The sequence below is a fragment of the Pedococcus sp. genome (genome assembly GCF_036000045.1).
GTDB lineage: Bacteria > Actinomycetota > Actinomycetes > Actinomycetales > Dermatophilaceae > Pedococcus.
Genome location: NZ_DASYGF010000038.1, coordinates 1 through 19,968 on the forward strand (window position 1 = coordinate 1; position 19,968 = coordinate 19,968).

The 19,968-nt window shown below is 69.8% G+C and carries 19 protein-coding genes; 5 read left to right on the top strand and 14 right to left on the bottom strand.

All coding sequences use genetic code 11. The annotated features are described in order from the left end of the window. Positions 1-1,468 (bottom strand): glycogen debranching protein GlgX (gene glgX, locus VGN50_RS06735; protein WP_327443943.1); only part of this gene is annotated, 1,468 nt, incomplete at its 3' end. 188 nt (positions 1,469-1,656) lie between these two features. On the opposite strand from glgX, the gene fabG reads away from it, so the two are divergent. Further along, positions 1,657-2,412, top strand: a complete 756-nt coding sequence (gene fabG, locus VGN50_RS06740) for a 3-oxoacyl-ACP reductase FabG (protein ID WP_327443944.1) — start codon at positions 1,657-1,659, stop codon at positions 2,410-2,412. A 6-nt stretch (positions 2,413-2,418) separates the two neighbouring features. Here the strand turns inward: fabG and VGN50_RS06745 are convergent, their stop codons facing one another. Both VGN50_RS06745 and VGN50_RS06750 read right to left on the bottom strand, forming a co-directional pair. Beyond that, positions 2,419-2,874 (bottom strand): HNH endonuclease signature motif containing protein, encoded by a 456-nt coding sequence (locus VGN50_RS06745; protein WP_327443945.1) that lies wholly within the window; start codon positions 2,872-2,874, stop codon positions 2,419-2,421. Then, positions 2,856-3,902, bottom strand: coding sequence for a DUF222 domain-containing protein (locus VGN50_RS06750; RefSeq protein ID WP_327443946.1), 1,047 nt, complete (start codon positions 3,900-3,902; stop codon positions 2,856-2,858). The genes VGN50_RS06745 and VGN50_RS06750 overlap by 19 nt, the downstream gene beginning before the upstream one ends. 172 nt (positions 3,903-4,074) lie before the next feature. Here VGN50_RS06750 and VGN50_RS06755 point away from each other — a divergent pair, with 172 nt between their 5' ends. After that, a complete protein-coding gene (locus tag VGN50_RS06755) occupies positions 4,075-4,470 on the top strand; it encodes a metalloregulator ArsR/SmtB family transcription factor (protein WP_327443947.1) in 396 nt (131 codons plus the stop codon). Beyond that, positions 4,467-4,967 (top strand): SRPBCC family protein, encoded by a 501-nt coding sequence (locus VGN50_RS06760; protein WP_327443948.1) that lies wholly within the window; start codon positions 4,467-4,469, stop codon positions 4,965-4,967. Before VGN50_RS06755 ends, VGN50_RS06760 begins: the two co-directional genes overlap by 4 nt. Before the next feature lie 17 nt (positions 4,968-4,984). On the opposite strand, the gene VGN50_RS06765 is transcribed toward VGN50_RS06760, so the two are convergent. Genes VGN50_RS06765 through VGN50_RS06780 form a run of 4 tightly spaced genes read right to left on the bottom strand, consistent with a single transcriptional unit; the run spans position 4,985 to position 8,714 of the window. Continuing rightward, a complete protein-coding gene (locus tag VGN50_RS06765) occupies positions 4,985-5,992 on the bottom strand; it encodes an NADPH:quinone oxidoreductase family protein (RefSeq protein WP_327443949.1) in 1,008 nt (335 codons plus the stop codon). Positions 5,993-6,005: 13 nt separating this feature from the next. Next, the gene (locus VGN50_RS06770) at positions 6,006-6,797 is read right to left on the bottom strand and encodes an SDR family oxidoreductase (protein WP_327443950.1); all 792 of its coding nucleotides are present in this window, start codon (positions 6,795-6,797) and stop codon (positions 6,006-6,008) included. Beyond that, positions 6,794-7,567, bottom strand: a complete 774-nt coding sequence (locus VGN50_RS06775) for an SDR family oxidoreductase (protein ID WP_327443951.1) — start codon at positions 7,565-7,567, stop codon at positions 6,794-6,796. Before VGN50_RS06775 ends, VGN50_RS06770 begins: the two co-directional genes overlap by 4 nt. A gap of 1 nt (position 7,568) precedes the next feature. After that, complete coding sequence (locus VGN50_RS06780; protein ID WP_327443952.1) at positions 7,569-8,714, bottom strand: acyl-CoA dehydrogenase family protein; 1,146 nt, start codon at positions 8,712-8,714, stop codon at positions 7,569-7,571. Positions 8,715-8,777: 63 nt separating this feature from the next. Here VGN50_RS06780 and VGN50_RS06785 point away from each other — a divergent pair, with 63 nt between their 5' ends. Further along, the gene (locus tag VGN50_RS06785; protein ID WP_327443953.1) at positions 8,778-9,395 is read left to right on the top strand and encodes a TetR/AcrR family transcriptional regulator; all 618 of its coding nucleotides are present in this window, start codon (positions 8,778-8,780) and stop codon (positions 9,393-9,395) included. Between the two features lie 86 nt (positions 9,396-9,481). Here the strand turns inward: VGN50_RS06785 and ettA are convergent, their stop codons facing one another. The 5 genes from ettA to VGN50_RS06810 all read right to left on the bottom strand — a co-directional run bounded on the left by ettA (position 9,482) and on the right by VGN50_RS06810 (position 16,202). Beyond that, the gene (gene ettA / locus VGN50_RS06790) at positions 9,482-11,164 is read right to left on the bottom strand and encodes an energy-dependent translational throttle protein EttA (protein ID WP_327443954.1); all 1,683 of its coding nucleotides are present in this window, start codon (positions 11,162-11,164) and stop codon (positions 9,482-9,484) included. A 54-nt stretch (positions 11,165-11,218) separates the two neighbouring features. Next, positions 11,219-11,812 carry a single-stranded DNA-binding protein gene (locus VGN50_RS06795; protein WP_327443955.1) on the bottom strand — a complete coding sequence of 198 codons (594 nt, stop codon included), beginning with the start codon at positions 11,810-11,812 and terminating at the stop codon, positions 11,219-11,221. Positions 11,813-11,970: 158 nt separating this feature from the next. Next, a complete protein-coding gene (locus tag VGN50_RS06800; protein ID WP_327443956.1) occupies positions 11,971-13,644 on the bottom strand; it encodes a GTPase in 1,674 nt (557 codons plus the stop codon). Then, positions 13,641-15,347 (bottom strand): GTPase domain-containing protein, encoded by a 1,707-nt coding sequence (locus VGN50_RS06805; RefSeq protein WP_327443957.1) that lies wholly within the window; start codon positions 15,345-15,347, stop codon positions 13,641-13,643. Before VGN50_RS06805 ends, VGN50_RS06800 begins: the two co-directional genes overlap by 4 nt. Positions 15,348-15,392: 45 nt before the next feature. Continuing rightward, positions 15,393-16,202, bottom strand: a complete 810-nt coding sequence (locus VGN50_RS06810; protein ID WP_327443958.1) for a hypothetical protein — start codon at positions 16,200-16,202, stop codon at positions 15,393-15,395. Positions 16,203-16,263: 61 nt separating this feature from the next. Here VGN50_RS06810 and thpR point away from each other — a divergent pair, with 61 nt between their 5' ends. Next, positions 16,264-16,815, top strand: a complete 552-nt coding sequence (gene thpR / locus VGN50_RS06815) for an RNA 2',3'-cyclic phosphodiesterase (protein ID WP_327443959.1) — start codon at positions 16,264-16,266, stop codon at positions 16,813-16,815. A 437-nt stretch (positions 16,816-17,252) separates the two neighbouring features. Here the strand turns inward: thpR and VGN50_RS06820 are convergent, their stop codons facing one another. Then, on the bottom strand, positions 17,253-18,362 hold the full coding sequence (locus VGN50_RS06820; RefSeq protein WP_327443960.1) for a hypothetical protein: 1,110 nt from the start codon (positions 18,360-18,362) through the stop codon (positions 17,253-17,255). Positions 18,363-19,129: 767 nt separating this feature from the next. After that, a complete protein-coding gene (locus VGN50_RS06825) occupies positions 19,130-19,939 on the bottom strand; it encodes a class I SAM-dependent methyltransferase (RefSeq protein ID WP_327443961.1) in 810 nt (269 codons plus the stop codon). Positions 19,940-19,968: the final 29 nt, after the last annotated feature.

The following is a 19,968-nucleotide window of genomic DNA, read 5'->3' on the forward strand; positions in this document are numbered from 1 at the left end:
CACAGTTCCACGACCGGTTGTGGCTCTCACCGTCGTTGTTGTTCTCGCCGTTGGCCTCGTTGTGCCGTTCGTTGTAGGACACCAGGTCGGTGAGAGTGAAGCCGTCGTGGGCCGTGACGAAGTTGATCGATGCGACCGGGCGACGCCCGGAGTGCTCGTAGAGGTCGGCGGAGCCGGTGAGCCGGGACACGAACTCACCGAGGGTGGCCGGCTCACCGCGCCAGAAGTCGCGGACCGTGTCGCGGTACTTGCCGTTCCACTCCGTCCACAGCGGTGGGAAGTTGCCGACCTGGTAGCCGCCGTCGCCGACGTCCCACGGCTCGGCGATCAGCTTGACCTGGCTGACCACCGGGTCCTGCTGCACGAGGTCGAAGAACGCCGAGAGCTTGTCGACCTCGTGGAACTGGCGGGCCAGGGTTGCCGCGAGGTCGAACCGGAAGCCGTCGACGTGCATCTCGGTGACCCAGTAGCGCAGCGAGTCCATGATCAGCTGCAGCACGTGCGGGTGGCGCATGAGCAAGCTGTTGCCCGTGCCGGTCGTGTCGTAGTAGTGCGCCTTGTCCTCGTCGACCAGCCGGTAGTACGAGGCGTTGTCGATGCCGCGGAACGCCAGGGTGGGCCCGAGCTGGTTGCCCTCGGCGGTGTGGTTGTAGACGACGTCGAGGATGACCTCGATACCGGCCTCGTGCAGCGCCTTGACCATGCCCTTGAACTCGGCCACCTGCTCACCACGCGTGCCGTATGCCGCGTAGCCGTTGTGCGGCGCGAGGAACCCGATCGTGTTGTAGCCCCAGTAGTTGGACAAGCCCTTCTCGCGCAGCGTGAAGTCGTTGACGAACTGGTGCACGGGCATCAGCTCGATCGCGGTCACTCCGAGCTCGGTCAGGTGCGCGATCGTGGCGGGGTGGGCGATGCCTGCATAGGTCCCGCGAATCTCCTTGGGGACGTCGGGGTGCAGCTCGGTCAGCCCCTTGACGTGGGCTTCGTAGATGACCGTCTCGTGGTACTCGTGGCGAGGCGAGCGGTCCTGACCCCAGTCGAAGAACGGGTTGATGACGACAGACAGCATGGTGTGACCGAGGCTGTCGTCGGTGTTCATCTTGGCGGGGTCGTCGCTGGGGTCGTCGAAGTCGTAGGAGAACAGCGACTGGTCACCGTCGGCCATGCCGTCGATGGCCTTGGCATAGGGGTCGAGCAGCAGCTTGGCCGGGTTGCACCGATGGCCGTTCGCCGGGTCGTACGGGCCGTGCACCCGGTAGCCGTACCGCTGTCCTGGCTGCAGTCCGGGGACGTGCCCGTGCCAGACGAAACCGTCGACCTCAGGCAGGGCGACCCGCGTCTCGGTGCCCTCCGCGTCGATGAGGCAGAGCTCGACCTTCTCAGCGACCTCGGAGAACAGGGCGAAGTTCACGCCCGTTCCGTCGTACGTGGCGCCGAGGGGGTAGGAGTTACCGGGCCAGATCTCCATGCAATGCCTTTGTTCGATGTCGAAACTGCTGAATCCGGAGGGCGCCGGTGGCCTCTGAACTTGACCATTGTGCCGGAGTTCACCAGATCTGCTGACCAGACGCCACCCCGCGGCTAAGCGAGCGCTTAGTAGACTCGAGGCGCACAGCGGGTCCTACCCGCCCGTCCGCTCGTCACACTGGAGGATTCATGAGCACCCAGCGCGTTGCGATCGTCACCGGAGCCGCCCGCGGCATCGGAGCCGCCACGGCCATCCGGCTGGCCGAGGACGGCAACGCCGTCGCCGTGCTGGATCTCGACGAGAGCGCCTGCGCCGAGACGGTGTCGGCGATCACCGACGCCGGGGGCCGAGCCACCGCCGTCGGCGTGGACGTCGCGGACGCCCCCCAGGTCGAGGCGGCGGTGCGCCGTGTCGCGGACGAGCTCGGTGCCCCGACGATCCTCGTCAACAACGCGGGGATCACCCGCGACAACCTGATCTTCAAGATGACCGAGCAGGACTGGGACGCGGTGATCAACGTCCACCTGCGTGGCTCGTTCCTCATGACGCGCGCGGTGCAGGCGTTCATGACCTCCGAGAAGTACGGGCGCATCGTCAACCTGTCGTCGACCTCGGCCCAGGGCAACCGCGGCCAGGTGAACTACTCGGCAGCGAAGGCTGGGCTCCAGGGTTTCACCAAGACGCTGGCCATCGAGCTGGGCAAGTTCGGGGTGACCGCGAACGCCGTGGCGCCCGGCTTCATCCAGACCGAGATGACCAAGATGACGGCGGAGCGGCTCGGCGTCTCCTTCGATGACTTCATCGCCCACTCGGCAGCCGCGATCCCCGTACAGCGCGTCGGCCAGCCCGCTGACATTGCGGCGACCATCTCCTTCCTCTGCTCCGAAGAGGCGGGATTCGTGTCCGGGCAGGTCATCTATGTCGCCGGCGGCCCGCAGGACTGAGCGGCCTCACCTCACGGCGAGGACCGCTGCGGGGAGCTGGGCGTCGGGGAGCTCCACGTCGCGGAGCTCGACGTCGCGGAGCTCGACGTCGGGCGGAATCTCGATCTCTCCCCAGCGCGCCGACTCGCCCGATGGCGGCTCGTAGGCGGCGGACCACGCCGGCCGCGGCGGGTCACCTCCCGGTGGCGGGGCCACATCGCGCCATCCTGGCGGCTGGACCACCAGGCCATCCCGCGTGGTGACGGTCAGCCCGTCGGGCCGCGTGGGGTCGCCGGCCATGGTGACGTCGCCCCGGGTGACGGCGTCGTGGTGGAACGGACAGAGGCTGACCAGGTTGTCGTCGTCGGTCGCACCGCCCCGAGCCCAGTCGAGCAGGTGGTGGATCTCGACGAACCGAGTGGTCGTGCAGCCCGGGAACCGGCAGCCGCGGTCACGGTCCTCGATCAGCCGACGTGACCGCAACGGCAGGATTCGCAGGTCGCGGCCCACGCTGACGGGCCGGCCGTCGGTCTCCCACACCGGCTGAAGCACGCCGTCGGAGAGGAACCGCTGCACCAGCGGCATCGGGATGGCGTGTCGACCGCCGACCACGCGCCGTCGGTCGACAGGTGAACGTAGACCCGGTAGTGGGCGGACCGGCTCGCCGAGCCGACCGATGCCAACGAACGGTTGGCGATCTCCTCGATGGCATCGGCGTAGCTCGGGCGACCGGCCGTAGCCTCAGTCGTGCGGGCGCCGGAAGCATCAATGCTCGGGCGATCCGTCGACGCGCCGTTCGTGGCGTCGGTGAGAGCACCGGCCTGCGTCCCGGTCGACGCAACGCGCTTGGCGCGACTGACGAACAGGGCGTCCTTGGCCTCCTTGACCGCCTGTTCGACCAGCGCGCCGATCGTGGCCGGAGCGCTGTATCGCAGGTGGAACCGGCCGTCTCGGTCGTAGTGCATTGACAGCTGGGGACGCGCACAGGCTCGCTGCTCGGCGCGAGACTGCTCAGAACGAGCGAGCGCGTCCAGCGCGGCGTCCTGCGCCTGCTCGTGTTGCGTCCTCTCATCACCGTCGTTGGCTCGCACCTCGAAGGCGTGCCGGCTCACGGCTCTGCGCAGTTGGGGCACCGTCGCGTGCCGGGCGAGATCGGTCATCGACCGCTGGTGGCTCTGCGGCACGTGGTGAGCGACCACCGCGACCTGGTCGAGCGACAGCCGGCCCCGTCGGAGGGCCACCCGAGCATCGGGCAGCTCCACCCTGCGCTGCGCCACCGCCACGACATCGCGGGCGTGGGCCGGCGACAGACCGGCCCTGACGACGAGATAGTGCTCGGCCGACCGGAACCCGCTATCGCCCCAGTGACCGCCCTCGATCACCTGGGTCGCGATCTCCACGAGCTCGCCATGGGCCCGGTTGAGGCGGCCGGCAACCTCCGCCGTCCGCCGCCACAGATCCCTCTGGACGGCGTCGCGCTCACGTGCCGCCGGGGTCGCCACAGCCGTCACGTCCGCCCCCCAACCTTCCCCATCCTCTTATCGTACATATGTTCGAACGCGAGGGCAACTCCCCGCCATACCGCTTGACAGGGCAGGCGCCGAGCGCGATAGTTTCCTCATCAGTTAATTAACTGAACGGTTGATACTCACGGAAGCGCGCAAGCACCAGGAGGGAGGGACAGTGGAGGACCTGCTCAGCACCACCTTCGCAGCCCTGGCCGACCCCACCCGTCGGGCCATCCTCGAGCGCCTCGCCCACGGCGACGCCACCGTCGGAGAGCTCGCAGAACCGTTCGCTATGACCCTCCCGGCCATCTCCAAGCATGTCTCCGTGCTGGAGCGCGCCGGCCTGGTCACCAAGGACCGCGACGGGCAGCGACGCCACTGCCGGATCACGGCCACTCCCCTGCGGAGCGCGACGTCGTGGCTGGAGGAGTACCGCCGCCATTGGGAGGCCAACCTCGACAGCCTCGACGCCTACCTCACCCACCTCCAGGACGCGACTCCCCCGCCGCCAGACACACCAACACCCGCGCCCACACCCACACAGCCAGCACGCAAGGAGCAGCAGCCATGACCAACACCGCATCGAGCACCCACCAGCACGCCATGGTGACCCGCGACGGCAAGCAGCTCGTCATCACCAGGAGCTTCGCTGCTCCCGCAGCCCTGGTCTACGAGGCGATGACCAACCCTGACCACATCCGCCAGTGGTGGGGTGCAGGCCACGGCGAGGTCACGACCTGCGAGGTCGACCTCCGGGTGGGGGGCCGTTGGCACTTCGCCATGGTCACGCCGGGTGGTGACGAGGTGTCGTTCTCGGGCGAGTACCAAGAGCTCGACCCGCCTCACCGGATCGTGCACACCGAGGTCTTCGACACCATCCAGAGCCCGCCGTCGCGCGTGGAGTCCAGCTACACCGAGCAGGACGGCTTCACGACCCTGCGGGCGGTCATCACCTACGACTCCTCCGAGACGGTCGACATGGTCCTGGCCTCCGGGATGGAGGGTGGGCTCAACGACTCCTACGACGCGCTCGAGCAGCTCGTCACGCGTCCCGCCCAGCGCGCCTGAGCTCCACTGCGGCGCCCTCAGGCGCCCAGCACCACGACCCGGCCCGTGCTCTCACCCGCTGCCACGCGAGCGAGAGCCGCGGGTGCCTCCTCGAAGGAAACCCTTTGGGAGACAAGCGGTTCCACCTGTCCGTTGGTCACCCACTCAGCCAACTGACGATGCGCCTCCAGCGCAACGGCATGGTCACGCTGCAGGTAGAGCCCCCAGTGCAGCCCGACGACCGAGTAGTTCTTGACCAGGGCATGGTTGAGCGAGGGCGACGGGATCGCCCCGCTCGCGAAGCCCACGACCACGATGCGACCCTCGAACGCCACGACCTTGGTCGAGGCTTCGTAGGCAGCGCCGCCGACCGGGTCGAAGACGACATCGGCGCCCTGCGGGCCCACGGCTTCCTTGAGCGCGGCCACCAGGTCGGTTCCGGTGCGGTCCACGACCGCAGCGGCCCCAGCCGCCCGTGCCACCGACGCCTTGTGCGGCCCGCCCACGACGGCGACGACCCGAGCCCCCAGGGCGGCGCCGACCTGGACGGCGGCCAGCCCGACGCCGCCGGCTGCGGCGTGCACGACGAGCGTCTCGCCGCGCCTCAGTCCCGCGCGACGAACGAGCCCGACGTATGCCGTCTGGTAGGCGATCGTCAGACCGCTCGCCTGCGCGTCGTCGAGGTCCTGAGGCGCGGGGAAGGCTCCGGTCATCGGCATCAGGCACTGCTCCGCTAGACCGCCGTGCGGCACTGCCGTGGTGCCCACCACCCGGTCACCGACCGAGAACGCCGGCACGCTTTCCGGAAGTCCGGCGGGCGCCGGTCCGACTTCCAGCACCTCGCCGCAGACCTCGACACCCGGCACGAACGGGAGGTCCGGACGCACCTGGTAGAGCCCACGCGCCATGAGGATGTCGGGGAAGTTCACAGCTATCGCCCGGACGCGCACCCGCAGGTGGCCGGGGACGACGACGGGCTCGGCCACGTCCGAGGCCACCAGCACCTCGACCGGCTCGCCGAGACTGCGCACCTGCCATGCCTTCACGACGAGCCTCCGCTCAGTCCGTGCCCATGGTGACCGCGGGGAGTCCTGCCGCCATCCGCCGCATCCCCGCCAGCCAGCGGTCCGGATCGGCGGCCCTCCCGGCATACATCGGCCCGACCTCGGGGTGAGGCAGCACGAGGAAGTGCCCGTCCTCCATCGCGGCGAGCAGGTCAGCGGCCACGTCGTCGGGGTCGACGGCTGACGGCTCCATCAGGGCGCGACCGGCGGCACCCGAGCTCCACAGCATGTCGGTCCGCACGCCTTGCGGACACACGGCGTGGACGCGAATTCCCTTGTCGCCGTAAGTCATCGAAAGCCACTCGGCGAACGCCACAGCCGCGTGCTTGGTGACCGCATACGGCGCGGCGCCGGGGATGGACAGCAACCCGGCGGCCGATGCCGTCGCCACGAACGTGCCACTCCCCCGCTCCAACCACTCGGGTACCAGCAGCTTGGCAGCCCGGACATGCGCCATCACGTTGACGTTCCAGGACACCTCCCAGGCCTTCTCGTCGACGGCCTCCGTGCCGCCGCGGGCGACGCCCGCGTTGGCGCAGAAGACGTCGATGCGGCCGAGCTGTGCACGCGCCTGCTCGATGAGGGCACTGACACCGGCCTCGCTGGCCGCGTCACCGGGAATGTCAGTCACGCCAAGACGGTCAGCGGTCGCCTGCGCCGTCGCCGGGTCGAGGTCGTTGACCACGACCTGAGCGCCCCGGTCGACGAATGCCTTGGCGTAGGCCGCGCCGATCCCCCTCCCGGCGCCCGTCACCACGACTGCCTTGCCGGCCAGGTCGAGGCTCACAGAGCGCCGCCGAGGGTCACTCCGCCGTCGACGACGAGGGCCTGACCGGTGACCCACGCGGCGTCCTTCGAAAGAAGGAACGACACCGCACCGGCAACGTCCTCGGGGGTGCCGAGGCGCTTCATCGGGTATGCCGCGGCGACCTTCGCCTCGCGCCCTTCGTAGAGCGCCTGGGCGAACTGCGTCTTGACGACGGCCGGCGCCACCGCGTTGACGCGCACCGCCGGCCCGAGCTGGTAGGCCAGCTCGACAGTGAGGTGGATCAGCGCCGCCTTGCTCACGGCATACCAGCCGATGCTGCCCGTGGCCCCGAGCCCAGCGATCGAGGCGACGTTGACCACCGCGCCGGGCCGCTCGGGGCTGCCCAGGCCCGCCGCGACCGCCTTCTGGGTCCAGGAGAACGCCGAGAGAACGTTGACCTCCATGATCTTGCGCGCGGTGTCGAGCGACGTGTCGAGCATGGGGCCGTAGACCGGGTTGATGCCCGTGTTGTTCACCAGGTAGTCGAGGCCGCCGAAGGCGTCTCGGGCGGCCTGGAGCACCTCGTCCTGGTGGCTCTCGTCGGCGGCGTTACCCGCGATGCCCAGGGCTTTGGACGGGCCGCCCAGTCGCTCGACCGCCTCGGCCAGCGCCTCGGGTTTGCGCGCGGTGACGACCACGCGGGCCCCCTCGGCGACGAGCTTCTCGGCGATGCCGAGACCGATCCCCCTGGACGCACCGGTGACGATGGCGACGGCGCCCTCATGGACTCCGCCGTCGTGGACCGCCACGTCAGAGGCCCAGGTCGCGGCCGATGAGCTCCTTCATGATCTCGTTCGACCCGGCCCAGATCTTCGAGACCCGGGCGTCGCGCCAGGCCCGGGCCACGCGGTACTCGTTCATGAAGCCGTAGCCACCGTAGAGCTGCACGCACTCGTCGAGCACGTCGTTCTGCGTCTGGGCGCTGAACCACTTGGCCTTCGCGGCGTCGACCGGCGTGAGCTTCTTCTCGGCGTGGGCCGCGATGCAGTCGTCGACGTAGGCCTGGGTGACCTCGAGGCGCGTCTGCAGCTCGGCGATCTTGAACTTGTTGTGCTGGAAGGAGCCGATCGACTGACCGAAGGCCTTGCGCTCCTTGGTGTACTCGATGGTCTCGCGCAGGATCTGGAACGCGTGCGAGGTGTTGGCGACGGCCGCGCCCACCCGCTCCTGGGGCAGGCGCTGCATCATCGCGATGAAGCCCATGCCCTCGTCGCCGAGCCGGTTGCTGTCGGGCACGCGCACGTTCTCGAAGAAGAGCTCGGCGGTGTCGGACTCCTCCTGGCCCACCTTGTCGAGCTTGCGCCCGCGGCTGAAGCCCTCCATGCCGGACTCGACCATGAACAGGGTGATGCCCTTGGCGCCCTTGGAGGCGTCGGTGCGCGCCGCCACGATGACGAGGTCGGCCTGGTAGCCGTTGGTGATGAACGTCTTGGATCCGTTGAGCAGCCAGCCGTCGCCCTCGCGCACCGCAGTGGTCTTCAGGGCCGCGAGGTCGGACCCGCCGGAGGGCTCGGTCATGGCGATGGCACAGATGAGGTCGCCGTTGGCCATGCCCGGGAGCCAGCGCTCCTTCTGCTCCTGGGTGCCGAGGTCGACGATGTACGGGGGGCACACGTCGGAGTGGATGCCGAAGCACGACGAGACGGCGAAGTTGAACCCGGCGATGACCTCGGCGGCGATCGCGTTGAAGCGGTAGTCACCCGCGCCAGCGCCACCGAGCTCCTCGGGGATGTCGAGCCCGAACAGCCCCTGCTTACCGGCTTCCTTCCAGATGTCGCGGTCGATCGACTTGACCTCGAGCATCTGCTGGGCGCGCGGCCTCAGCGTCCGCTCGACGAACTCCTGGACCGAGCTGCGGAATGCTTCGTGGTCGGGACCGTAGACGTTGCGGGGCATGGCTCTCCTTCGAGGTGACTAAGCGCTTGCTTAGTCTGCGATGGCTGCGGCATGCTGTCAACCATGTCCAGCCCTGCGCGCCCCGTGGACGCGGGCACCGACGCCCCCCACCGCCTGCTCGAGGCGGCGGCGGAGGCCTTCGCGGACCGGGGCTTCCATGCGACCACGACGCGAGACATCGCCTCACGGGCCGGACTCTCTCCCGCCGGTGTCTACGTGCACTTCGCGTCCAAGGAGGAGCTGCTCTTCCAGCTCTCCCGCGAGGGCCACCAGGTGGCGCTCGAGCTCCTGCTCCGGGCCGCCCGCGAGGCGGAGTCCCCCACCGAGGCACTCCGCGCGATCATGGGGACGTTCGCCCGGTGGCACGCCGAGCACTACAGAGTCGCCCGGATCGTGCAGTACGAGTTCGGGAACCTCACGCCCGAGCATCGAGACGCCGTGCTGGCCCTGCGCAAGCAGATCGACGGAGTGGTCCGAGAGGTGGTCGCCGATGGCGTGCGCCTGGGCGACTTCGAGGTGGACGACGTCAGGGACACGACCCTGGCGCTGATGTCGATGGCCGTGGACGTGGCGCGGTGGTACGACCCTGAGATCAAGCGCACCCCGAAAGCCATCGGCGCGTCATATGCCGATCTCGGCCTTCGGCTGGTGCGTGCCCGCCGGTCCGCCGCCGCCGACTGAGCGGGTGGGCTCAGGCGGCGGCCCAGCCGGGTTGACTGCGGCGGCCCAGCCGGGCCGACTGCGGCGGCCCAGCCGGTTGACGGAGGTCAGTCGCGGGTGAGCTTGCGGTAGGTCACCCGATGGGGGCGTGCGGCCTCGGCGCCCAGGCGCTCGACCTTGTTGGCCTCGTAGGCCTCGAAGTTGCCCTCGAACCAGTACCAGCTGCTCGGGTTCTCCTCGGTGCCCTCGTAGGCGAGGATGTGTGTCGCCACCCGGTCGAGGAACCACCGGTCGTGGCTGATCACCACGGCGCAGCCCGGGAAGTCGAGCAGGGCGTTCTCGAGCGAGCCCAGCGTCTCGACGTCGAGGTCGTTGGTCGGCTCGTCGAGCAGGAGGAGGTTGCCCCCCTCCTTCAAGGTCAGGGCGAGGTTGAGGCGGTTGCGCTCACCACCGGACAGCACGCCGGCCTTCTTCTGCTGGTCGGGTCCCTTGAACCCGAACTGCGAGACATAGGCGCGCGAGGGGATCTCAACGTGGCCGACCTGGATGTAGTCGTGGCCGCCCGAGACGGTCTCCCAGAGGTTCTTGTTCGGGTCGAGGCCGCCGCGGCTCTGGTCGACGTAGGAGATCGAGACGGTCTCGCCCACATCCACGACCCCCGCGTCTGGCTCCTCGAGCCCCACGATGGTCTTGAACAGCGTCGTCTTGCCGACACCGTTGGGACCGATGACCCCGACGATCCCGTTGCGCGGCAACGTGAACGAGAGGTCGTCGATGAGCACCCGGTCGCCGAACCCCTTGCGGAGGTTCTTGACCTCGATCACCTTGCTGCCCAGGCGCGGGCCCGGCGGGATCTGGATCTCGTCGAAGTCCAGCTTGCGGGTGCGGTCCGCCTCGGCAGCCATCTCCTCATAGCGGGACAGGCGCGCCTTGGACTTCGTCTGACGCGCCTTGGCGTTGGACCGGACCCACTCCAGCTCGCTGGCGAGGCGCTTGGCGAGCTTGGCGTCCTTCTTGCCCTGGACCTCGAGGCGGGCGGCCTTCTTCTCGAGGTAGGTGGAGTAGTTGCCTTCGTAGGGGTACGCGCGACCGCGGTCGAGCTCGAGGATCCAGCCCGCGACGTTGTCCATGAAGTAGCGGTCGTGGGTGACCGCGACGACAGCGCCGTGGTAGGCGGCGAGGTGCTGCTCCAGCCACAGCACCGACTCGGCGTCGAGGTGGTTGGTGGGCTCGTCGAGCAGCAGCAAGTCAGGCTTCTGCAGGAGCAGCTTGCACAACGCCACCCGACGGCGCTCGCCACCGGACAGCACGGTGACGTCGGCGTCCGGCGGTGGGCACCGCAGCGCGTCCATCGCCTGCTCGAGCTGTGAGTCGAGGTCCCAGGCATCGGCCGCGTCGATGGCCTCCTGGAGCTTGCCCATCTCCTCCATCAGGGCGTCGAAGTCAGCGTCAGGCTCGGCCATCTCGGCGGAGATGGCGTTGTAGCGGTCGAGCTTGGCCTTGATCTCGCCGGCGCCCTCCTCGACGTTGCCGAGAACCGTCTTCGACTCGTTGAGCTCGGGCTCCTGCATGAGGATGCCGACCGAGAACCCCGGCGTCAGCCGGGCCTCGCCGTTCGAGGGCTGGTCGAGCCCGGCCATGATCTTGAGCACCGAGGACTTGCCCGCCCCGTTGGGGCCGACCACGCCGATCTTGGCTCCCGGCAGGAACGAGAGGGTGACGTCATCGAGGATGACCTTGTCGCCGTGAGCCTTGCGGGCCTTAGACATGACGTAGATGAACTCGGGCATGGGGGCAAGGCTATCCGTCGCCGCCCCCAGGCCCGAATCCGGTGCGAGCCCCCGTCAGACGGCCGCCAGGTGATCCGGGACAGCCCCGCCTGTCGCGTCCTCGGGGTCGGGATCGTGCTCCTCAGCCTGGAACCCGTCCGCGGTCTCCGCGTCCGGGTGGCCCTGATGCATGACGTACTCGTCCGACTCGGCGGCATCGGGGTCGATCTGTCCCTCCAGCTGGGCGTGCACCTGCTGCACCGCATCGTCGGCGAGTCGATCGCTCTGGTCGACCTGTGCCCGCGAGACGCGGACGAGCTCGGTCGTGCCCCACGTGAGGTCGTGACCCACGCTGTAGGCGTCGATCTCGACCGACGTGGCAGGGATGTTGTCGCTGCGCATCCACTGGTTCACCCTCAACCGGCCGTAGACGACCACGGGGTCGCCCTTCTTCAGCGAGTTGCCCACGTTGGCCCCGAGCGTGCGGAACGCCGTGACGTTGAAGAAGTTCGTCGGCCCGTCCTCGTACGTGCGGGTCTGCGGGTTGGGCCGACGCACTGTCGACGCCAGCCGGAAAGCCGTGAACGGCACTCCCCCACGGGTCGTCCGCGACTCCGGCTGCGCCACCACTCGCCCCTGCACCGTCGTGTAGATCTCGTTCATCGTCATCTCCCCTTCTCCTCGTTTCCCCATGTCGGGGCTGAGAGAAGGCTCCGCCGACCCGGCGTCGGCCGCCACGAGCTCGCGGCTGGCCTGTGGACGCTGGCCAGCGCGCCCGTCGCCTGTGCAGAAACGCGAGGACAACGGGCCGAGGACAAAGGGCCGACTCAGCTGGTGGCTCGGTCCAGTGCGCGTCGAGTGTCCCGATGCCTGGCGAGCACCACCCGGACCGGCTCGACGATGCGCTCGCCCGCGACGCCGGCCACCGCCCCCAGCAGCCGCTGACGGATCCGCTCCCCGCGCCGGCGGGCGCCGCGACGGGCGAGCTGTCGGCTGACGGTGGACAGCACGAGCCCGAGGACGAGGCCACCGACGACCATCAGCAGTGGAACAGGCAGCACACCGAGCCGAGGCGTGCCCGGTGGCGGCAAGGCCAGCCAGCTCATCACGGCACGAACGAGCAGCCAGCCGAGACCCAGCACCGTGACGGCTGCCAGCACCAGCTGGGTGACCCCGAACACGCGCCACCACCACGGTGGGCGCATCTTCAGCGAGGTGGACACGACGGCCTGGTCGAGAGCGTCGGCGAGGTCCGGTCCGGGCGGGGTTGCAGCGTCGGCCACCGCCTCGGCCCACCGAGGCGGCAGTCCCCGAGCCGTGTCGTCGCCGAGGGCGCGGGTGGCCAGCTCGACGGCCGAGCGGGCGGCGGGCGACGGCGGCGGCAGCGACGATCGCCCGAGCACGCTGCGGACGTCCGCAGCCGTGATCCCCAGCGTGGGGTCGACCGAGGCACGATCGTCCAGCCGCAGGCGCCTCATCGGGTCCGGCCGCAGGCCGCGGACCCAGCGGGTGTAGGGCCAGCCGGTACGGCCCCAGGCCTGCAGACGGTAGTCCCGTTCGACAGCGGCGACGACCGTCGGGATACCGGCCGCGCGCCCCAGGGCCTCGACCAGGTCGTCGTCGGCGTCGTCGGCCAGGGCCGGCTCCGAGTCCGCGACTCCAGCTCTGACCCGGCCTGCAGCCGCCTTGACGTCCGCGGCCAGACGATGACGGGCGGCGTTCTGCCCTGCGACAGCAGCGGCCAGGCGGAGCCTCAGGTCGGCGACACCCGCAGAGGTCGTGGCGGAGGTCGTGAAGACTCGCACGGTGCCGATGCCGTCGGCCTGCGCCAGCCTCACGAGGTCGTCACGCACCCGCCCGACCTCCTCGTCCGTGAGGCGGTCTGACTGGTTGAGCACCACGAGCGTCACCGCGTCGTGAGTCGCGAGAGCGGCCAGATGGTCCTCGTGGAGCCGCGCGTCGGCATACTTCTGGGGGTCGGTGACCCAGACGAACACGTCCACCAGGGCCAGCACGCGCTCGGCCTCCTCGCGGTGGGCGATCACGCGGGAGTCGAAGTCGGGCAGGTCCAGCAGCACCAGTCCGTCGAGACTGCCGACGGCACCCTCAGAGCCCGTCGCACCTGCCACGTGGTGGCGCTGGCTCACACCCAGCCAGTCCAGCAGCTCGCTGGCGTCCTCGTCGCCCCAGACCGCGGCTACCGGCCGGGAGGTCGTCGGGCGGCGGGCACCCACGAGCGCCACCGGCGCGCCGACCAGACAGTTGAACAGGCTGGACTTGCCCGAACCGGTGGCTCCGGCGAGCGCCACCACAGTGTGCCCCCCGGTCTTCGAGGTGCGTTCGCCGATCTTGACGATGACCTCGCGCGCCGCCTCGACGGCACGCTGGTCGAGCTCAGCCTGACCCGAGCCCAGAGCATCGCCCAGGGCTCGCGCGCGCAGCGCCAGGTCCTCGGCCGTCATCGCCGGAGCCTGCCGGTTGCCCATCTTGAGGGGACTCATCGAACCGCCTTCACCGCTGTTGCGGCCTTCTCCAGGCGCACGCTCTGGGCTGCCAGGTCGTCCAGGCCCGCGAGCGCGAGCTGATACCGGGCCTGCTCCGCGGCATACAGCTCCTGCACCTGCTCGAGCAGGTGGCGACGTGCCTTGGTGGCCATCTCTCGCACCGCCTGGTCACCGAAGATGGCCTCCAGAACCTTCTGGGCCAATACCGCGGTGCCGCCGGCGATGCCGACCTCGGCGCCGACGAGGCCGCCGGTGTGGGCGAAGGCGACCAGCATCAGGATCACCCCGATCCCGTTGACGCCGTATGCCGCGATGCGCGCCGTCGTGCGACGGTCGCGGCCCTCGCTGCGGACGAGCTGGAGCACCTCGCCCTGCCAGTCACGCACCAGCCGGTCGATACGCGGCCCGAGGTCGGCGGCCGGCTGGGCCAGGCCTGGGTGGTCGGCGAGCACAGGGTCTCCTCCGGGCAGCTGGCGCCAGGTACGGGCGATCGTGGCCGAGGCGCCGTGAGCCTGGGCTGCGACGAGGGCCGCGACCCCCGACTGCAGCGCCTCGCCGAGATCGCCCGACGGCGGCGGCGTCCCCTTGACCGCTGCGGTGATGCGGTCGCGCACCTTGGCGACGGCCGACTCCACCTGCTTGAAGAACTCGCCGGTCCCGACGTACTCCTGCCAGCGAGCGAGCACCTCGCCGCGGAGGAGGGTGCCGTCGGTCATGCCGTGCTCGACGTTGCGGAGAGCCTCGGCGTAGGCGCTCGCCGGGACCTGCGTCAGCGCCTCGGCAGCATCGGCCTGGTCCTCGCTCGCGCCGACCATCGTCGATGCCCTGGTGTGCAAGGACGCCAGCGCTCCGTCGAGCGTCTGGCGCACGATGACGGTGCGGGCCCGGGCGTCGCTGGCGAGGGCCGTCAGCCAGGACCTCAGGCGAGCGATATCCGCCGTGGGCAGTCGCCCGGCCGAGGTCAACCTCGTCTCAGGGATGCCGAAGATCGGAGCCGTGGTGAAGCCGTGCTCTCGGAGCATCCCGGCGAGATGGCTGCGGATGTCCGTCATGACCTCGGGCGGAACGCGGTCCAGGACGATGGCGATCGCGGTGCCCCGCTCGGAGGCGTCGCGCAGCAGGTCCCACGGCACCGCGTCGGCATATCTCGCGGCCGTCGTGACGAACAGCCAGAGGTCGGCGGCCGCCAGCAGCTGAATGGCCAGGGCGCGGTTCGCGGTGACGACGGAGTCGATGTCGGGGGCGTCGAGCAGGGCCATGCCCGGGGGCAGCGACGACGACTCCACGAGTCGCAGCGAGCCCGGCGTCTCAGCATCGCTCGCCGCGCCCGTCACCCGCGACAGGCCTGGCAGGATCCGCTCGTCGGCGAACCAGCGCCGGTCCAGGGGGTGGTGGACCAGGACCGGCGTGGTCGTGGTCGGCCGCAGCACGCCCGAGCGGCTGACCTCGGCATCGACGACCGAGTTGACCAGTGTCGACTTGCCGGCACCCGTCGACCCCCCGACCACCGCCACGAGCGGCGCGTCGACCGACCGAAGACGTGGGAGGACGTAGTCGTCGAGCTGGTTGAGCAGGGCCAGCCGGGCGGCTCGCCCCGCTGCGACGCCCGGGAGCTCGAGCGGCAGCTCAGCGGCCGCGACCTCGTCGCGGAGGGCGGTGACGGCGCCGAGCACGGACATGGCGTCGACCCCTGGATTCACGGGCGTCAGCCTAGCCAAAGAGGCTGCGGCATCAGAGCCGCGGCATCAGAATCGACGGAAGAAGTCCTCGTAGCCGCTGGGGGTCGCCCCGTCGGTCGCGCCGTCACCGGACGGTCCGTCCCGCCATAGAGCCTCGACCGGTTCGATCTGCTCGACGTCATCGAGGAGGATCCGGCCCTCTCTCGAGGCCTCCACCAACGGGTCCTCTTGGGGGGTCTCGGAGGTCGCCAGTCCGCCGGCTCGGGCCTGGGTCTCGACAGGTAGATCCCTCGCTGCAGGCAGATCGGCCTCGGGGTCCGCGGGGAGGCGCAGCCACCAGAGGGCCACGGCCGCCATGACCAAGGCGGCGCCCACGGGCCAGGACAGCCCCATGACGGCCTGCTCGACCAGACCGGGACCCGGATAGCCGGAGATGACCGACGGGTCGTTGCTGGCATACGGGTTGTCGCCGAACATCGCGACGGCGTTGAGCAGCACGAGCACCACGACGCCGAGCGCGACCAGGGCCCAGGTGCCCAGCACCTCCCAGCGCAGTAGCCGAGCGTGGCGTACCGGCTGTCCACTGGCCAGCACAGCCACCGCTCCCACCAGCAGCAGTGCCGCGAGCACCAGACTCAGCGGCGCCCTGAACAGCCCGCTGTAGAAGGCCACCGCGACCACCCGGCGCATGAACGGCACCGGGGAGACGGCACTCCCGCCGCCCACGCCGTCAGGAGTGAACTGGCCGCTGGCCCGGAAGGCCTCCCAGAGCTCCAGCCCTGCGCCGAGGACCAGGGCCAGCGTGGCGACCTCGGCCATACGCACCGTGAGGAACCACAGTCGCGGCAGGGGCACCTCTCGCCTCCACGCAGCCATTCGGCCTCCCCTCCGGCATCCTGGGCGTCCAATCTAGCCCGGCAGCCATCACTATGGCCTCATGCGCCTCTTCGCGGCCCTCACCCCGTCGGCACGGGCGGTCGAGCACCTGACTGCGTTCCTCGAGCCTCGCCAGGACGCCGGCCCGGACCTCAGCTGGACCGACCCCGACCAGTGGCACGTGACGTTGGCGTTCATGGCGGCGGTGCCGGAGCGAGCGGTCGAGGAGGTGGAACGGGCGGTGGCGGAGGTGGCGGCGACGCATCCTCCCGTCGAGCTGCGGCTGGTCGGGTGCGGGGCGTTCCCCCAGGCCGCGGAGGCGCGGGTGCTCTGGACAGGAGTCAGGGGGGCGCTCGACCCGTTGGCCAGACGGGTTCGCGATGCCTGCAGTCACGCGGGCGGGGCACCGCAGGGCGGCAGGTTCCACGCCCATCTGACGCTCGCCCGGTTCCGACGCCCGACCGAGGCGACCAGGTGGGTGCGCATCCTCGACGGGTATGCCGGGCCGACCTGGACCACGAGCGAGATCAGCCTGATCAGCTCGCACCTCGGCGAGGGCCGCCGCGGGCGACCACGCCACGAGGTGGTCGGGACGGCGCGGTTGACGGGGTAGCGGGCGAACACACCGTGCCCCCAGCAGGACTCGAACCTGCGACCTAGAGATTAGAAGGGAGATCAGAGGCCGAAATGGCAGCCGTCACAACGGAATTCGTGCTCGGATCGCTCTCGGTGGCTCACGACGCAGAGGCGCGCCTGGCTGCGAACTGCGGACTTTTTGCGGACCGTGATTCAGGCGTTTGGAGGGGTTTGGCTGACAGTCGCTGGGAGCTCGGGTCGGTTGACTGAGTAAGAGACCGCTGTGGTGTACGGGCACAGGCCCGGCTTGGTGAGTATCAAACTCGCGGGCCGGGCCTTCGTCTTGTGCGCGGGGTGCGGTGGGGTGCGCGCAGGGCGCGAAGCGCCCGGAGCGCGGGGTCCCATCGCGGGGCCCCGCGCCGCCGTGGCGGAGCCGCGGCTTTAAGCCAGAGAAGAAACTCCGCCCCGATGTCGCTACACCCCGGCGTGGTGGAGGGTGCCGGCAATGAGTGCCCCCGTCCGCGCCAGAACCCGGCTCCCGTCTGCGGAGCCGAGACCGAGCAGCGCTCGCAGTGGCCCGGCCCAGTAGTAGATGCCGTCGTCAGAGAAGTTGAGGTGGCCGGTTCCTGGCAGGGTTGCCCGCCGCACCGGCCCGGTCGATGCGGAGCCGTAACCCCGTGCGGCCACCACATCGGCACGATCGGCGGGGCTGGCCGGGTGGCAGTCGCCCGTGATGCACGAGCCATCGTGTCCCAGCAGGAGTGTGGGGACCTTCAGCCCGCCGGTGGCGGCGGACCCGAAGAGCGCGCCGTCGAGGTTGATGGCCGCCTTGCACGAAGAGTCGTCGTGGCAGGCCTGCAGGGCCGTCGTGCCGCCGAAGGAGTGACCGAGGTAGGCGAGCCGGCTCCGGTCGACGTTTGCCGCCAGCGTCGAGGATTCGGTCAGGGACGCGGCCGTATCCGCAGCGAAGCGGGCGTCGCCCACCCAGACTGCCAGGAGGCGCTGCGCGATGGCGCGGTCGTGAGCCGTCTGCTCGCCGGCGAAGTCGGAGGGGTTGCCCTCGGCCGTGGGACCGATGGGACGACCGTCCAGCACAGTGAGGTTCGCGCTCCCGGTCGGGGTTACGCCGACGACGAGGTAGCCGCGGCTGGCCAGGTCCTCGGCGAGGACCGCGTACTGCGGGGCGGCGAACCCCAACCCGGGCAGGAGGACGACGACCGGGAACCTGCCCGGGGCCGGCGTCGCCTGCTCGCGCGCGGCGTCGTGGACGCGGTCGAGTTTGGTCTCACCCAGGGGCAGCCCGATCGCCAGTCCGCCCCACTGACCCGGTGCGTATGCCGCGACCTTCCCGGTCCCCGCGACGGCTGGGTACCACGTCCAGATCGACAGCTGCCGCCCGCCCCGCCCGGCATCGGTGGCGGTGTCCTCGACCCGACCGACGGGATAGCCACCCGCCGGGTGCGGCAGGTCTACGGCTGCTTCGCTGCGCCAAGCGACGAGCCCGGCATACGCGCCCAAAACGGCGCAGGCGAACGCCAGCGCCACGGCGGCCTTCCTGAGCCGTGGGCCCGGCCCGCGCTTCACCACTCTGCCTCCTCTCAACGATCGGAGCCTTCCGCACCACGCCGGAAGCCTGTCTCAGGACGTTGGCGCATCACCCGACCGGAAGGCTGTGGCCCTGTCAGCAGTGCGTCCGTCCGGAGTCGAGCCTACGGATCCTAGGGCGCATCACGTGTGCGGGCTCCGTGTAGATCCTGTGCTGATCGTTCCTCGGGCGCTGACCCGTCAGAACCCGTCCTGGGACTGAAGGAGGAGGGCTCAGCCCGGTCCGCGCGGGTGTTTCCGGGAGCCGCTGACGCGCGAGGGAGTGGGCTCCCTCTACCGTTGCCGTTTTGGCGCACAGTCCCCAATCCGGCGTCAGCGCGCAGCTAGGTTTGGGCGAGTCGGCACCCCTCCGTCCGGGTCACGCGGGGCGGTACCCGGCGTTGCGACGCAGGTTCCGGCTTCCCAGGTGTCTGCGGCACCCACTCGGGGTGGATCAGTTGCCGGTCAAAAACTCACCGTCGGCCGGCAGCACAAGTACCAGACCCTCACCGTGCACGTCTCCGACACGACCCTGGCCATCGAGCTGCCCGACGGCGAGACACGCACCGTTCGCCGCACCACCGACGGTGCCGTACGTAGCATCAAGGGACAGCGACCGCGGATCCCTGGAACCTCAGTTTCCTCGGCGGAGCCTCAAGCGGGCGATGACACAGATCCGTCAAGGACCTACCGCGTCAAGACACCCGGATGTGCCCATCCGCCGTGCCGCCGATGCGCCGTCGACGGCGTGGGCGTGCACCTGTTGATCAGCCGAAGGTGAGCTCAAGAACTGGCAGGACGGGAAGTCGGTAGCGCAGGCCGCGCGGCAGTCGGCGGACCGCGCCGAGTACACACGGCGCCGCACCCCGGCCCATTGGTGGTGTCAGGTCGTCGATGGTTGCTACGCCAGGGATCGCGCTCAACGCTTTGCGCTCGGTCGCGCTGAAGGCCCAGTTCCACAATTGTGTGGCCTGTTCGCTTTCCCGCCCTGGCAGTCGCCGCACCATGTCGAACATCTTCTGCGGCACCACGTCGAACACCATCGAAGCGCCGGGAAGGCGCTTTGCGAGCTCGGCAATCAGATCATGCGTCTGCGCGCGATCGAAGTACATCAGCAGTCCCTGCGCGGTCACCAACACCGGGTGCGCGGTGTCGACCTCGGTTAGCCACTCAAGGTCCAGCGCGGATCCCGCATGAGTGCGTTGCCGTGGTCCGTCAACCAGCAGCTGGCGACGCAACGCCAACGCCTCAGGAAGGTCGACCGTGACCCACTGCGCGTGCCCGTTGTCGACCCGCCAAAACTGCGTCTCTAGGCCTTCGCCTAGCGCTACTACGGTGCCGGCCGGATGCCGATCGAGAAAACGCCGTACAGCCGCATCGAACGTCATAACGCGAACGGCGTGCCATGCTGCGCCGCGAGACACGTCGCCGAAGTTGTGATCGAGCCGGGCGACCAGCTCTACCGCCCGCGGGTCATGCAACAGCGGTCGTCGGGCAGACGCGGCCGCGGCTCGACGTCCTAGGTTCCACAAAACCGTTTCCGGCACGCCGGAAAGGTCAACCGCGATTCGCTCCACGCCGCAGAGCCTAACGTCACAGGTCATGG